Origin of the sequence: Filimonas lacunae, assembly GCF_002355595.1 — a bacterium.
GTDB classification, from domain to species: Bacteria; Bacteroidota; Bacteroidia; order Chitinophagales; family Chitinophagaceae; genus Filimonas; species Filimonas lacunae.
Window position 1 is genome coordinate 5,186,006 of record NZ_AP017422.1, and the last position, 16,255, is coordinate 5,202,260.

11 protein-coding genes are annotated in these 16,255 nt (G+C 45.4%); 3 read left to right on the forward strand and 8 right to left on the reverse strand.

Features of this window, described 5'->3' with window-relative positions; genetic code table 11:
• Window position 1: 1 nt before the first annotated feature.
• Entirely contained in the window at window positions 2-724 is a 723-nt protein-coding gene (locus tag FLA_RS20350; RefSeq protein WP_076379319.1) for a TrmH family RNA methyltransferase, read from the reverse strand.
• 101 nt (window positions 725-825) lie between these two features.
• Between FLA_RS20350 and FLA_RS20355 the strand changes: the two genes are divergently transcribed.
• Window positions 826-3,198 carry a BamA/TamA family outer membrane protein gene (locus FLA_RS20355; protein WP_159445108.1) on the forward strand — a complete coding sequence of 791 codons (2,373 nt, stop codon included), beginning with the start codon at window positions 826-828 and terminating at the stop codon, window positions 3,196-3,198.
• Between the two features lie 36 nt (window positions 3,199-3,234).
• Here the strand turns inward: FLA_RS20355 and truB are convergent, their stop codons facing one another.
• Both truB and proS read right to left on the reverse strand, forming a co-directional pair.
• The gene (gene truB, locus FLA_RS20360; protein ID WP_076379321.1) at window positions 3,235-3,954 is read right to left on the reverse strand and encodes a tRNA pseudouridine(55) synthase TruB; all 720 of its coding nucleotides are present in this window, start codon (window positions 3,952-3,954) and stop codon (window positions 3,235-3,237) included.
• Window position 3,955: 1 nt separating this feature from the next.
• Window positions 3,956-5,437, reverse strand: a complete 1,482-nt coding sequence (proS, locus tag FLA_RS20365; RefSeq protein WP_076379322.1) for a proline--tRNA ligase — start codon at window positions 5,435-5,437, stop codon at window positions 3,956-3,958.
• A gap of 182 nt (window positions 5,438-5,619) precedes the next feature.
• On the opposite strand from proS, the gene FLA_RS20370 reads away from it, so the two are divergent.
• Both FLA_RS20370 and FLA_RS20375 read left to right on the forward strand, forming a co-directional pair.
• The gene (locus tag FLA_RS20370) at window positions 5,620-6,408 is read left to right on the forward strand and encodes a hypothetical protein (protein ID WP_076379323.1); all 789 of its coding nucleotides are present in this window, start codon (window positions 5,620-5,622) and stop codon (window positions 6,406-6,408) included.
• A 15-nt stretch (window positions 6,409-6,423) separates the two neighbouring features.
• On the forward strand, window positions 6,424-7,977 hold the full coding sequence (locus tag FLA_RS20375; protein ID WP_076379324.1) for an OmpP1/FadL family transporter: 1,554 nt from the start codon (window positions 6,424-6,426) through the stop codon (window positions 7,975-7,977).
• 188 nt (window positions 7,978-8,165) lie between these two features.
• On the opposite strand, the gene miaA is transcribed toward FLA_RS20375, so the two are convergent.
• The 5 genes from miaA to FLA_RS20400 all read right to left on the reverse strand — a co-directional run bounded on the left by miaA (window position 8,166) and on the right by FLA_RS20400 (window position 16,194).
• Window positions 8,166-9,071 (reverse strand): tRNA (adenosine(37)-N6)-dimethylallyltransferase MiaA, encoded by a 906-nt coding sequence (miaA, locus tag FLA_RS20380; RefSeq protein WP_076379325.1) that lies wholly within the window; start codon window positions 9,069-9,071, stop codon window positions 8,166-8,168.
• Between the two features lie 31 nt (window positions 9,072-9,102).
• Entirely contained in the window at window positions 9,103-10,263 is a 1,161-nt protein-coding gene (locus FLA_RS20385; RefSeq protein ID WP_076379326.1) for a sigma-54-dependent transcriptional regulator, read from the reverse strand.
• A gap of 46 nt (window positions 10,264-10,309) precedes the next feature.
• A complete protein-coding gene (locus FLA_RS20390; RefSeq protein ID WP_076379327.1) occupies window positions 10,310-12,376 on the reverse strand; it encodes a TonB-dependent receptor in 2,067 nt (688 codons plus the stop codon).
• 93 nt (window positions 12,377-12,469) lie between these two features.
• The gene (locus FLA_RS20395; RefSeq protein ID WP_076379328.1) at window positions 12,470-13,456 is read right to left on the reverse strand and encodes a pyruvate dehydrogenase complex E1 component subunit beta; all 987 of its coding nucleotides are present in this window, start codon (window positions 13,454-13,456) and stop codon (window positions 12,470-12,472) included.
• 89 nt (window positions 13,457-13,545) lie between these two features.
• On the reverse strand, window positions 13,546-16,194 hold the full coding sequence (locus FLA_RS20400) for a TonB-dependent receptor plug domain-containing protein (protein ID WP_231940296.1): 2,649 nt from the start codon (window positions 16,192-16,194) through the stop codon (window positions 13,546-13,548).
• Window positions 16,195-16,255 lie beyond the last annotated feature (61 nt).

A 16,255-nucleotide genomic window follows, 5' to 3' on the forward strand; every position in this document is an offset into this window, starting at 1 on the left:
GCTATTGCGGAATCATATGTGATAACAGAATGCCGGTGGCTACTGCTGCGTTGAGCGATTCGGCCTCCCCTATCCTGGGTATGGTAATAGCATGCGTAATACGCGGCATAATGTTTTCCCGTATCCCTTTTGATTCATTCCCTATTACCAGCAGGCCTTCTTTTACAGCCGGATGCTGAAACACATTGGTTCCGTTTAAAAGAGCGCCATATACAGGCACTGTACTTTCTGACAGCAGCTTTGCCACATCGCTATACCAAACCTTCACCCTTAGAAAGCTGCCCATAGTGCTTTGTATTACTTTGGGATTGTATAACTCAACAGTATCGTCCGTAGCCACAATCTGGCGGATGCCAAACCAATCGGCAATACGTATAATAGTGCCCAGGTTACCGGGGTCCTGAATACCATCCAGTACCAGGGTTACGTTATCTTTCAGGGTGGGCAAACCGTTTTGCACCTGCTGCACAGCCACGGCCAGCACCTGGTTAGGCGTTTGGTGATGGCTTAATTTTGCCAGATCGTCGGCAGTTACTTCAATAGTTACTACCTTAGGGTGCGCTTTGCACCAATCAGCAGTAGCGTACACCGTTTTTACCTCAAAACCGGATTGCAGCAGTTCTTCTACCAATTTGGGGCCTTCTACCACAAAAAGCCCCGCTTCCATCCTGTTTTTTTTCTGGTATAAACTTTGGATATATTTGACCTCGTTTTTACTAACCATATCATATGATGTTTAACTGCAAACCCATTTTTATTGTTTTGTTTTTGCTGACAACGGTTTGCACGTTTACAATATCCTGTTCGGAACAAAGGCGCACAGTAGTGAAAAACTTTCCTATAGACACGCCTTTCGTGTACAACAACAAAATTATTCTGAAAGGAAATTTGCCCAAAGATGAGAAAAAGAGACTATTAACCGCACTGGAGAATTACTGGGATGACAGTTTACTGGCGCGAAGAGAACAAATATTCCTGTTTTTTTACACCCTGAAAAATCCACCGTTGTTCGACAGCGTAAACATTAGCCGTACCACCACGTTTATGAACGGCTATTTAAACTCACAGGGATATTACTACCCCAAATACCAGGACACCTTTTATATCAGGAAGTACCGCAGATACCGCAGGTGGCACAAAAAACGGGATTTACAACTGCAAACAACCGTTGAGCTTACGATAGAGCCTGGCAAGAACATGGAAATAGACTCGGTATATTACAGCCTGCTGGATAGTAACCTGCAACAACTGGCCCTTGCCAAACGACAGGATAGCAAGTTAAAACCCGGGGGGCCTTATTCAAAAGAAGCAGTAGCCAGCGAACTGGACCGGCTGGTGAACCAGTATCGTCAGAATGGTTACTATCTGCTCACCCGTGACTACCTGATCGCAGAAGGAGACACTACAGATAAAGCATTATTACAATTAACCATTGACCCCTTTGAACTGGCCAGCCGCCTGGCTTCGGCAGCAGACCGCCGTAAAAAGAACCCTACTGTTGACGTAGCCGTTTTTCAGCGGGGCGATTATTACCGGAAGCATTATTCAGACAGCTCTATCCAGGACTCCGCTAATTTAAAACCTTATTATATTGGCAATCTGTACTATTTCCCCGAAACCAAAGCCACCGAAATACCCGACACGCTCATGAATGCGAACGGCTTTAAAGCCGAAGAACATAAGTCGTTTACCATGTTTTACAAAGAAGGCACTTTTATAGACAGGCCTATTCGTGATCATAATTATATGCGTCGTGGCACATTGTATAACGAAGACCTCTATTATAAAACGGTAAACAACCTTTCTAATATAGGGGCGTGGGCCCGGGTAGATACCCGTAGTGTAATACGTGGCGACTCTGTAGATTTTTACATGTTCCTGGTACCAGCTGTAAGGCAGAACATTACCTACGATCTGGAAGCCAGCTACAACACCGGAGATGTAATTGGTGCCGCCAACAGTCTTTTCGGTATTGCCTCCAGCGTTACCTATCGCCATAGAAATGTGGCAAAGCGCGCCATACAGTCGGCCACCAGCCTGCGTGGTGGCGTGGAGCTGAACCTGAACAACAGCAATAACGGCAACCTTATTCAAACAACCCAGGCATCAGCCAGTCAACGCTTTACCTTCCCCCGCTTTATTACGCCTTTCCGCATTAAAGGAAGCAATAAGCTGGACGCCATGCAAACCGCCTTTAGCGTAAACGCTTCTTACATCAACAGGCGCGACTATTACGAACTGCGTTCGCTGGTAACCGGTTGGGGATATGAATGGAAAATCAAGAACAGGATCTGGACCTACAAGCCATTGAACATTGAGCTATACGCACTGGATACCTTACAAGGCTTGCGTGAAGCCTTCCAAACCAATCCTTTATTACGTACTGCGTTTAACACCGGATCGGTAGTGAGCCAGCAGTTAAGTTATATTGTAAGCTACCCCGATAAAAAGAATCCCGGCATCAACAACTATGTAAGGTTCAGCATGGAAGAAGCCGGTTTTTTACTGGGCAGATTTAAGGAAATGCAGGATCGCATTTACCAATACATCAAGTTTGAAGGCGAGTATAAACGCACCATTCCTTTCCGTAAAACCACTGTGGCGCTTCGTGCCTATGGCGGCATAGGCCTTAGCTACAGCGACAAGGCAAAGTTTGGCTCTACACTCCCCTTCTTTAAACAATTTATTGCTGGCGGCCCCAACAGTATGCGCGCCTGGGGCTTGCGCCAGCTGGGTTTAGGCTCTTCTCTTCTCAGCGACACATCCGGATCGTTCCGTGACCGTTATGGCGATATGCAGCTGGAAGTAAACGCAGAATACCGTTATCCGCTGGCTACTATGGGCAGCGTGCGTATTGGTGGCGCTTTGTTTACCGACATTGGCAATATCTGGAATATTAAAAGAACGGAAAGCAACCCCAACAGCGAGTTTAATTTAAGACGCCTGGGCAAAGATGTTGCCATAGGCATAGGCACTGGTATACGGATGGATTTTAGTTATTTCCTGATACGTGTTGATTTTGGCATTAAACTAAAAGACCCCGCCCGCCAGGCCAACAATGGCTGGCTTGATATCTCCCGTTTTACCTGGCGTAACGATGAGTTTCAGCCCATTAAGGATGCCACAGATGCTTCTGGCCAACGTTTAATCAACCGCAACAACTACGCTATACAGCTGGGCATTGGTTTACCCTTCTAGCAACATCATTACCGGATAACATAAAAAAAGCCAGCATTAACTGCCGGCTTCCTTATCTGTTTTTAGTTGTTTTAAGTGTTCCATCACCTGTTCCAGCGACTGCGCCTGATCCAGCGAAAATTCGCCTATCCGGGAGCGGCACAAACTGCTTAAATAAGCGCCTACCCCCAACTCTTTGCCATAGTCGTTGGCCATGCTACGAATGTAGGTTCCAGTAGAACATACTATTTTAAAATGCACTACAGGCAGCTCTATTTTAGTAATTTCAAAACTATAAATAGTAATGGGCCTGGGATCCAACTGCACTTCCACTCCTTTGCGGGCAGCCAGGTAAACCGGCTTGCCATCTTTTTTAATAGCAGAGTGAATGGGTGGCATTTGCATAATAGGTCCCGTAAAAGGCTGGGTAGCTTTATGCAACTGCTCTGTTGTAAGCTGGGATATATCTTTAAAATTTTCCGGCTCACTTTCCAGGTCATAAGTAGGCGTGGTAGCACCCAGGGTAAAAGTTCCTGTGTACTCCTTTTCCATGCCCATGTATTCATTGATCTTCTTAGTGAATTTGCCCGTGCAAATAATAAGCATGCCGGAAGCAAGCGGGTCTAATGTACCCGCATGCCCCACTTTCATCACTCCCGTAAGGTTACGTATCTTTTTAACTGCATCGAAAGATGTCCATCTCAGTGGCTTATCCACCAGCATTACCTGACCTTCCAGGTATGGTTTCATAGCCTCGTGAACCGGCTTCTGCTTCATATTAATAGGCCCTCGCAAATAACACCCTCTGCGTAGAAGGTTTTCCGGTTAACACACACGCACCTTCTTCCTGTTTGTTATTCAACGGAATGCAACGGATAGTTGCTTTGGTAAGCTCTTTAATCTTCTCTTCTGTTTCGCCGGTGCCATCCCAATGTGCTGCCACGAAGCCCGTTTTTTCGTCCAGTGTTTTTACAAACTCGTCCCAGTTATTCACTTCTGTAATATGCTCATTACGGAAATTCAGGGCTTTGTTGTAAATGTTCTGCTGAATTTCATCCAGCAGCGCCACTATTTTAGCTGGTAAACCATCCAGGCTGTAGCTATTTTTTTCTTTGGTATCACGACGGGCCACTTCTGCCACATTGTTTTCCAGATCACGTGCACCAATGGCAATACGTACAGGAACGCCTTTTTTCTCATACTCGGCAAATTTCCATCCTGGACGGGCATTATCGTTATCGTCGTATTTAACAGAAACACCCGCTGCTTTTAAAGCAGGGACAATTTCACCTTTTACTTTAGCATCTATCTGCGCTTTTTGTTCGTCGCCTTTATAAATAGGTACAATTACCACCTGTAAAGGAGCAATTTTAGGAGGAAGGATCAAACCTTCATCATCACTATGCGCCATAATCAAGGCACCAATTAAGCGGGTGCTAACGCCCCAGCTGGTAGCCCAAACGTAATCCAGTTTGTTTTCTTTATCGCTGAACTTCACATCAAACGCTTTGGCAAAATTCTGCCCCAGGAAGTGGGAAGTACCTGCCTGTAACGCCTTACCGTCCTGCATTAAAGCTTCGATACAATAGGTATCTTCTGCACCGGCAAAACGCTCGTTAGGTGTTTTCACCCCTTTAATCACCGGCACTGCCATCCAGTTTTCTACAAAATCGGCATACACATCCAGCATTTTAGTAGTTTCTGCTACTGCTTCCTGACGGGTAGCATGTGCAGTATGGCCTTCCTGCCATAAAAATTCAGCCGTACGTAAAAACAGGCGCGTACGCATTTCCCAGCGCACCACGTTGGCCCACTGGTTAATGAGAATAGGCAAATCACGATAGCTTTGAATCCAGCCTTTATAAGTGTTCCAGATAATAGCTTCGCTGGTAGGACGAACCACCAGTTCTTCTTCCAGTTTAGCTTCCGGATCTACAATCAGTTTTCCTTTATTGTTGGGGTCGCCTTTTAAACGGTAGTGGGTTACCACTGCGCATTCTTTGGCAAAGCCTTCTGCGTTGGTTTCTTCTGCTTCAAACAGGCTTTTGGGCACAAAAAGAGGGAAGTAGGCATTTACGTGGCCGGTTTCTTTGAACATTTTATCCAGCACATCACGCATATTCTCCCATAATGCATAGCCGTAGGGTTTAATAACCATACAACCACGTACTGCACTATGATCGGCCAGGTCGCTTTTCACTACCAGGTCGTTATACCATTTGGAATAATCTTCCGCTCTTGAAGTAATTTCTTTACTCATATAATTAAAGTCAACGCTTTTTCTTTTTACCGACTAATTACCCGGTTTTATCTGCTATTAGCACCATTTAAACTACCTTTAACATTCGTTAGCATTAGTTTTAAGGGCGTTTTTGTAGCTTACAAAGACCGACCGCAAATGTAGGAACTTAGACCTAATAAACCTTTTAAAAGGAGGACGCCATGAAAATGAAAATATTACCCATACTGTTTGCAGCTATAGCCCTGCTGGGCAGCTGTTCCGGCGTATATAAATCAAGCCAGACACCGGATGATGTGTATTATTCCCCTGCCAAAAGCGAAAGCGTAGATGACGATGGCATGGGCTACTATGAAGACTATACCACATCCAGTGATGACAACTACCTGAGAATGAAGGTACGTGATCACTATCGCTGGTCGGATATTGACGACTATTCCTACTGGAACGATAGCCGTTATTATTATTCAGACTTTAATTTCTATAATAATTATTACTACACAAATAACTACGCCTATTATAACCCGTGGATGTGGAATGACAGCTATTATTTCAACTACATGGGCATGGGACTGGGTTGGTATGGCTATTATGGTAACTACTGTAACAGCTATTATAACCCGTATTCAACGGTAATCTGGTATAAAAACCCGAACACTTACCGCACTTACAGCAGCAATAAAAACTTAACCGCCTTTGGCAACCGTAGCTATAACAACAGTAACTACAACAACAGCAACAACGGTGGACGCAATGGTGGCCGTTACAGCACATCCAATAGTAACAGCAACGGCGACAGATACTACACTCCCAGCCGTTCTACCAACAATACCAGCAACAACAGCTATAACAACAATGGCTATGGTACCAGCAGCCAAACCAGAACATTTAGCAGTGGTTCGGCCCCATCAGGCAGCGCTGGTGGCAGCAGCGGCGGTTATAACTCTAGCGGTTCAGGCAGCGCAGGCAGCCGTCCATCAAGAGGTCACTAACCCATGAATAGAATTATGACAAAATTTACCTGCTGCAGCATTGCAGCTACTACTCTATTGCTATTGACCTGCGTTTCAGGTCAGGCACAAACTCCGGACGACGCCTTACGCAGCAGCTGGTTTATACCCAGAGGAAGCGCCAGAAGCATGGCCATTGGCGGTGCGATGGGATCGTTAGGTGGCGACATTAGTGCCGCCAGTGTAAACCCTGCCGGCATAGGTTTGTACAAAACCAAAGAGATTGTGTTTACACCCGGCTTTGTGTTCAATAGCGTAAAAAGCAATTTCAGAGATAGCACTACCAAATCATCTAAAACCGGTTTTGCCTATGGCCCCATCGGCTTTGTACTGGGCAACCCGGAAGGCAGAAGAAATGGATGGACCAGCTCGGCTTTTGCCTTAACTGTAACACAATTAGCCAGCTACAACAACCAGGTTTCTTATGCAGGTTATAATAACTACAGCTCTTTTTCTGAACAGTATGTAGAAGAACTGGCAGGTGATAACGCAGATAGCTATGCCGCTGAAAACAACTATATCAACGGTAGCTCCCTGGCCTTTCGCACTTACCTGGTAGATACGTTAAACAACAGCAGCGGCGCTCAGATAGGTTATAAAACCCTGGTTCCTTTTGCAAGCGGTATTTACCAGCAATACAATGCAGTAACCCGTGGTGGTTTTCATGAAATAAATCTGGCCTTTGCCGGTAATAAATCCGACCGGTTTTATATTGGCGGTAGCCTGGGCATCCCCATTGTATCTTATCACCGGGAACTGTTTTATCAGGAAACAGATGCAACCGGCAACACGAATAATGACTTCAACTCTTTTCAATATCGCGAAAAATTCACTTCCTCCGGCATTGGCTTAAATGCCAAACTGGGTGTTATTTATAAGCCAACCGACTATTTCCGTCTTGGTTTTGCTTTCCACACCCCCTCCCTCATTTCCTTTAAAGATCAACTAAGAGCATCCATTACTACCGATCTGGAAAATTATACCGGCTACCGGGTATTCACCGAAACCTCAGACAACCTGAACAGCGGCAAGGCAGTAGAACGTAATTATAACCAGCTTACTCCCTATCGCTTCATTGTAAGTGGTAGCTATGTATTCAGAGAAGCGGCCAACACCAGACGCCAGCGTGCTTTTATTACCGCCGATATTGAATATATTAACCATAGAGGATCCCGTTACTCTACTTCGGAAGATGATAATCCAGGTTTGAAAGCTTATTACAAAGCTGTAAATGAAGCTACCAAAGGCTATTTAAAAAATGCTTTCAACTTTAGAGTAGGCGGAGAAATTAAGTTTGCCCCCTGGATGATACGCCTGGGTGCAGCCTATTATGGCAGCCCTTACCAGGATAAAAAGCTAAAAGCAAACAGAATGATGACCAGCGGTGGTATTGGCTACCGTAACAGGGGCATTTTTATAGATGTTACTTATGCCTATATGTTCAACAAAGATGTTGACTTTCCCTACCGGTTAAATGATGCAGCTAATACATTTTCCTCTTTAAATAATAACAGGGGCAACCTGATTATGACAATTGGGTTTAAGATTTAGGAGAATATACAACCAGGCATTTCCGGAGATTATTTCAGGTTTTGCCTTGAATAATGAAGAAAATAATGCCCAACTATACTTTTAAAAGTATAGGAAGATAGTAGGAAATGAAAATTATTTCCCTTAAATTTGGGATGACAATCCAAACATACCTGCTTGACGCCCGTAGCAATACGGGCGTTTTTTGTTTATAACTGTGCTAACATAGTGGTAACATATGCTATAACAGCTTCACTATCAGCCGGATGAAACCATTGCACGGCTGCATCTTTTTTAAACCAGGTCATTTGTCTTTTGGCGTAATGCCGTGTATTTTGCTTGAGCAGTTCTACTGCCTGTGGAAGTGTGGTTTTGCCATCGAGATAATCGAAAAACTCGCGATAGCCTACCGTTTGCAGGGCATTGAGGTGTTTTTGAGGATATAATTCGGTGGCTTCTGCCAGCAAACCTTGTTGCATCATAATATCTACCCGGGCATTAATACGCTGGTACAATACAGGGCGATCTAATTCAAGCCCTATCTTAATTACCGCAAAGGAACGCTGCTCCTTTTTGCCTACCCGGAAAGAATGAATGGAAGCACCCGTAGCATTCCATACTTCCAGCGCACGCATCAGGCGCTGAGGATTTTGCTGTTCGGCCACAGCCCAAAATTCCGGGTCTTTTTCCTGTAATTGTTGTTGCAGCCATTCCAACCCATGTTGCTGATATTGCGCTACTACCTGTTCATGTATTTCGTCAGGAACAGGAGGAATGTTGTCCAACCCTTCACAAAAAGCTTTGATATACAGGCCGGTGCCTCCTACCATTACAGCCACGGGATTATGTGTAAAAACAGATGCTGCGGCATCGAGCGCATATTGCTCAAAAACCGCAGCATTCACTTCTTCCTGTATAGAATGAGAATTGATAAAGTAATGTGGGGCCAGCGCCAGCTCCTGCGGCTCAGGCTTGGCTACGCCAATATTCAGCTCACGAAAACACTGACGGCTGTCTGCCGAAATAATAGCCGTATTAAAATGCTGCGCCAGTTGCAGTGATAAAGCTGTTTTACCTACTGCTGTAGGGCCGGCTATAATAATTACACAATTCAAAACCTTCTACATTAAAATTTCCATGAAACGCTTACCTGGGCAACACGTAATTATTTACATCTTCCAGCATAATGCTTTTGCCGGATAAAATAACCAGCCTTTCTACCACATTGCGCAATTCGCGAATGTTGCCCGACCAGTTATGTCTTTGCAGCGCATCCATGGCCTTTTTATCAATACCTTTTTTCGCTTGTCCGTATTCGCTGGCAATATCACCCAGGAATTTATCTACCAGCAACGGAATATCATCACGACGTTCGTTCAAAGAAGGAACGTGTATTAAAATCACACCTAACCGGTGGTATAAGTCAAGACGGAAATTCTTCTCTTCTACTTCTTTCAGCAGGTCTTTGTTGGTAGCAGCTACCACACGCACATCTACCGAAATCTCTTTATCGCCACCTACACGGGTAATTTTACCTTCCTGCAAAGCACGCAACACTTTAGCCTGGGCGCTTAAACTCATATCGCCCACCTCATCCAGAAATAAAGTACCGCCACTGGCCTGCTCAAACTTACCAATACGCTGTTTGATGGCAGAGGTAAAAGAACCTTTTTCGTGACCAAATAGTTCACTTTCAATCAGTTCACCAGGAATAGCCGCGCAGTTCACTTCTACTATCGGGCCACCATTGCGGTTGCTTTTTTCGTGTATCCAACGGGCTACCATTTCCTTACCTACCCCATTTTCGCCGGTAACCAGTACACGGGCATCGGTTGGCGCTACTTTTTCAATGGTATCTTTAATGCGGGCAATGCCTTCACTTTCACCAATCATTTCCTGAATACGGCCCACCTTACGTTTTAACGTGCGGGTTTCTTTACTCAGCTGGTTTCTATCCATCGCATTGCGAATGGTAATAAGCATCCGGTTTAAATCGGGTGGCTTGGAGATATAATCAAAAGCGCCCTTCTTCACAGCATCTACCGCTGTTTCAATAGTACCGTGGCCACTTATCATAATAATAGGCACATCCGGGTTCAGCTCGGTAGCTTTTACCAGAAACTCTATGCCATCTACCTTAGGCATCTTTATATCGCACAACACCACATCAAATACTGTGGAGCCAAATACTTTCAGTCCTTCTTCCCCATCAGAAGCTTCTGTTACCTTATATCCCTCAAAGGTCAATATCTCGTTCAGGGTTTTCCTGATCGCCTTTTCATCATCTATAATCAGAATCGTGGACATATATTTCACCGTAGTTTAAGTTGCTAATTTAGAAGAAAATAGCCGTTTAGCGCCAACGAACTGCCATACCTACTGATAAATTACGGCCAGGAGCAGGGTTGTAATAGCGCCCTCCCAGTGCATTTATGTCGTTACCCAGGCTATACACCTGGTTTAGCAGGTTATCTCCCGCTAAAAATACGTTCCAGTTAAAGTTTTTACAATAATGCGTGTAGCCTGCTTTAGCCTGTAAAAGCTGGTAACGGGCAGCAAAAACGCTGTTATCATCGGCCAGCGGAATGGAGGAGGTTTGATTCAACTGTACCGTTGCATACCAGCCATGTGGTATACTAATATCCAGCCCCGAAACATTTACGGTACGTGGCACGCCGGTAAGATGATTGTCGGAGTAATTTTTATTATCTACGCTATAGTTGGTAAATGTATAAGGCTGATAGCTAAAGCTGTTGAATACCGATATCCACGAAGCCAGCCGGGCACGCACAAAAACTTCCACCCCTTTTTGAGAAGTGCCGCCTGCATTTACAAAATACTCAGCACCGGTTTCGTTAGTGCGGCGCACAATAGCATCCTGCAAACGGAAATAATAGCCATTTACATCAAACTGAATACGGTTATCCCACAAAAAGCCTTTAACCCCTAACTCGTAATTCCAGCCATGCTCAGGCTGCAAATCGCCATAATAATTACCATCTGAGGGCCTTACCTCCGCCAGGGATGGCGGTGAAAATCCGCGGCTGGCAATGCCGTATACCGATACAGATGCTAAAATTTTATAGAGCAGGCTAATACGCGGCGCCCATAAACTACCCATTTCCCGCTGTTGCTCAGGCGTATTATCCGTTACACGCTGATAGTGATAAGTAAGCAGGTTGCGGCTTATACCCGCCTGTAGTACCCAGGCATTAGCCAACCGGGCTTCGCCCTGTACAAAGGCAAAAGATTGTGTGGCTTTTAGCTTGTCTTTATATTGCACATTACCGGTAGTCCCGGCGTTATTATCATAATTATCGTCCCCCGTAGTGTTATGCATCCATTCTGCCCCGGCTGTAACATGCCACTGGGCAATACCCTGTTGGACAAAGTAATGAAAGGCTGTTCGCCCGCCATAATTCCATTCGTTCCGTTTTTCGTAGTTGGTGATGAACGGGTTTCTAAAGTTGGTATGATTGAGCGTGATTACGGTAGTATTGGAAACATGCCTGCTAATAGCGCTTTGTAAGGAAATACCTCCTAACACAGTGCTATTATAAATAGCCGCCTGCTGATCTGCTGCAGATGGCAGCGTAGCCGTTTTCTGACGGGCTAAACGCGGGTTGGTTTGCATCTGCTGCAGGGTAATACCACCCGGCGTCTGGTACATCAGGTTAGTGTATAACCCCATTACTGATAGCTGTTGCGCGCGGTTAAGGCGAATAGTGCCGGTAGCCTGTACCCCATCTTTGCGAAAACGCGATTGCTCGCGATACCCATCCCGCTGGTAATGCACCTGGCTCACCTGTATATTCACTCCCGTATCTGCATAACGATAACCTGCATTTTCATGGAACAAACCATAGGCCCCACCTGTAACACCCGCCTGCCAGCTGTGCTTAGCTGGCAAAACGCTGTTGTCATCGCTGTGTAGCAGCACTACCCCGCCTGTGTTAGCCCCATACATGCTGGCAGCAGGCCCCTTGATAATTTCCAGCGATTGCAACTGACTGATATCTACCAGATTGAAATAAGTATTGCCCCCGGCGTCGGTTAAAGGAATATCGTTCCAGTATACTTTCAAATTACGCACACCAAAAGGAGAACGCAGCAAGCTGCCCCGGAGAGATAGCCGGTAACTTCCCGGTGACCGCTCTTCCATCCTCACTCCTGCTACAGCATTCAAGGCCGGAACCAGTGATGGCTGTCCGGTGCGCGCCAATGCCTGCTGATCAGCTACAAACACAGCTGCAGGCGCTTCTTTCCAGCGGCTGGCGCTGTTAAAAGCAGTAACGATTACGGTATCGGGCTGTGTAATGCGGGTTAAAGTATCGCCGGTGCGACTATTACCTAACGATTGGGCAAAGGCTGGCAGCACAATAAGTGGTAAAATGGCAGTAGCAGAAATGCGCAGTATCATAAGTTGCAGTTTACATCAAATCGCATGCAAAATAAAAAGGGTTGACAACTTTTATAATTGTCAACCCTTTTATCGAATTTATTGTCAGAAGAATTACTTCTTCATGTACATTACTTCTTTCACCAGTTTAACAGTGCGTGGCACATCTGGCAGGTAAGCGTTTACCAGGTTTGGCGCGTAGTGCATAGGAGCATCGGCGCAGGTAATACGACGAATAGGCGCATCCAGATAATCGAAACCTTCTTTTTGAATACGGTAAGAAATTTCAGAGCTGATAGATGCAAAAGGCCACTGCTCTTCTACAATTACCAGGCGGTTGGTTTTCTTAACGCTTTCCAGGATAGTCATCCAGTCCAGAGGGCGGATAGTGCGTAAGTCGATCACTTCAGCGCTAATGCCTTCTTTCTGTAATTCATCCGCAGCACCTAAAGCAACTTTCATCATTTTGTTGAAAGAAACGATAGTTACGTCGGTACCAGCTCTTTTTACGTCAGCTTTACCTAATGGGATGTAATATTCTTCTTCCGGAACTTCCATTTTATCGCCATACATTACTTCACTCTCCATGAACATCACGGGATCTTCTTCGTAACGGATAGCTTGTTTCAACAAACCTTTGGCATCGTAACCATTAGATGGAGAAACTACCTTTAAACCGGGGATATTAGCGTAGTAGCTTTCGAAAGCTGTAGAGTGCTGTGCACCCAGCTGACCAGCGCTACCGTTAGGTCCGCGGAAAACGATAGGACAGCTTAACTGACCACCACTCATCGCCAGCATTTTTGAAGCGGTATTCAAAATCTGATCCAGGGCCAGAACTGCGAAGTTCCAGGTCATGAACTCTACTACCGGACGCAGGCCGTTTTGCGCGGCACCAACGCCAACAGCAGCAAAACCTAACTCGGCAATAGGAGTATCAATCACACGTTTAGGACCAAACTCAGCCAGCATACCCTGACTTACTTTATAGGCACCATTATATTCAGCCACTTCTTCACCCATAAGGAACACACGTTCATCCCTTCTCATCTCTTCACTCAGGGCTTCACGTAAAGCCTCACGAAAAGCAATTTGTCGCATAATAATTGATCGATTGTTGTTTTAAGCGCTTCAAAAAAGCACGGCAAAAATATAGGTTTATGCCATATAAAAGAAAAGTAAACCCGAAATTAAAACACATTATATCCAAAACTGATGTAATATAAACCTCCTACCTGCGGATTTCCGAAAGCGCTCGTATAATACTTGTTCGTGATATTGGTGGCCCCTAATTTAATGAGTGATTTAATGGAAGTAAGGCGGTAGCTCACTTGTGCGTCAAGCACACCGTAGGCTGGCACCTCGCCGGTACCAAAAGTACCCTCCCAATTTACCTTTTGCTGCCAACGGTAGATAGCATTAAAACCGATGTTTTTGTACACGTTATCGTTACCAAAGCCCAGGTTATACCTTATTTTAGGGGTATTGAAGAAAGTAACCACTCCTTCAGGTACTTTGGTTAAATCATCGCTGTACACGTTAGCGCTGACATTATAGCCTTTATACAGCTGATACACCAGGCCTGCGCCCCAGCCATACGCATTTACCGGCTCGTTTACATTATATACAAAAGAGTAGTTGGTGGTAGTGAACGGACTGGCCAGCTCGGTATAAGCATTGGCAGGAATGGCGCTTTGGCCGCGACCAACCGCTACACGGGCTATAAAGTTTTTATAGCGGCTGTAGTAGCCATACACATCAATCAACAGTTTTTTAGCAATCACACCACGGTAACCAGCTTCGAACGATTGCACGCTCTCTGGCTTCACCGGGGCAAAAGTGCCCACTTTTAATTTAGTAGGATCGGGCGCACCGGCTGCAATAGAATTGCGGTAGTCTACAATGCTGGTAGCAGTATAAGCAGGGCTGTTATCAAACCCGTAAAATTTATTAAAAGAAGGCAAGCCGCCTATTAATGTAGCCGCAGGAGTTTTGAGGTTAATCCACTGATCTTGCGTAGAAGGGAAACGATAAGCTGTTTGATAAGAAAAACGCAGGTTATTATCTTCTGCCACTTTTACCAATGCGGTAAAGCGTGGCGTAAACCTGCCCTGGAAATTTTCATTTTTATCGTAACGCAGTGAACCGGTTACTTTCAATACATTTCTTAACAGCTGTTTTTGCAGTTGCAGGTACCCGCCATATTCATTAATACCAATGGCACCGGTGGTGTCGGCAAAAATGGTTCCGTTAGAGTTGAGGGAGTACCTGCGGAAGCTGGCACCTACCAATACTTCTACCACTTTTACCGCATCGGTTAAGTTGTACTGGCCTTCTGCATGGTATAAAGCAGATTTGTCAGCGAATTTGGCTCCGCCGTTTTTAATGGAAATGCTGGTTACGCTGTCCAGTACATGCTGAAAAGCAGCTGTTCCCGGTAAAATTCTCCCCACGTTAGCCGCTAACCTGGCATTTTGATGTGCCACTGCGCTGGAGGTAGGCGTTCCGCCCGTGGTAATACCTAAAGCATTGGCTGCATAAGCGGCAGTATAGGTTTGAAACCAGGTAGCATCACTTTTCCAGCTGCGGTTAATGGCTATAGCAGCCGTGTTGGCAGTATAAGAATCTCCTGAATTTTCCTGTATAGTGTATACACGGCCAAACCAGTTTTGCCCTTTCACTTCCAGTTTATACTGGCCCATTTGCAGGTTTTTAAGAGAATACCTGTCGGCCCCGGTATATACCGTAGTACCTGTGCCCCAGTTAGCCGCTAAAGAAGCTTCTACTTTCGGCGTTATTTTATAGTGTAATGCACCAGATAATTTTACGTTGTAAGAGTTATAATCAACCAGGTCGCTTTCATTATATCCATCACGGCTTACCAGTTGTGCTCCAAACGTACCGGCATATGGATTATTAGGGCTATTAGGAGCCAGTGGTATTAAAAAAGGAACATATGGCTGATAAGCAGCCGGATAACTTCCATAAATAGCTGTAGGACTTAAACCTGCATTTACCTGGGTATTTACACCTGTAACAACCGGGGTACCACCAGCCGCTACAAATTGAGCTTTTACCGCCTGCGCAAATGCCTGCATACCCGCGCTGGCTTCATCACCAAACACGTTTACACCATCGTAGTTAGGATCACTGCTGCGATCGCCGCCTTTTAACTGGCTTAACACGTTGTTACGTTGCAGGTTGCGGGTATCGCTGGCGCGCCAGTCATCTGCCTTAATATATTGTGCCCCTATTTTAAACGCCCATTTATCGCTGAACTTATGCGCCCAGCGTATGCTGATATCGTGGTAAGGTGTTGCCTTTTGTGCAGGATCGCCCAGGTGCATAACACCCTGTTTTACCTGTGCGCTAAAACCTTGATATTTAAAAGGATTTTTGCTATTGATCAACAGCGTACCATTCATGCCTCCTGAACCATATAAGGCAGAAGAAGCGCCGGGCAGCAGCTCCATGTTATCTACATCCAGCTCGGTTAAACCAATAATATTACCCACGGAGAAGTTAAGGCCGGGTGCCTGGTTATCCATACCATCTACCAGCTGATTAAACCGCAGGTTACCACTGCCATTAAAACCTCTTGTGCTGATGGTTTTGAAGGTAATACTGGAAGTGGTCATATCCACCCCTTTCAGGTTGCCAATGATATCGTAATAGTTGGCAGCAGGCGCATTGCGGATGGTAGAACTTCCTACCCGCTCAATAGAAACCGGGCTTTCCAGCAAACGCTCCTGTACGCGGGAAGCAGCCACTACCACTTCTTCACCCAGCACATAGCCGGGAGCCAAAGCAATAGTAACAGGTGTAGCATCTGTTACCACCAGTTCCTGGCTGGCAAAGCCGATGGAGCTGATAACCAGTGTTACGGGTAGTTTGAAAACA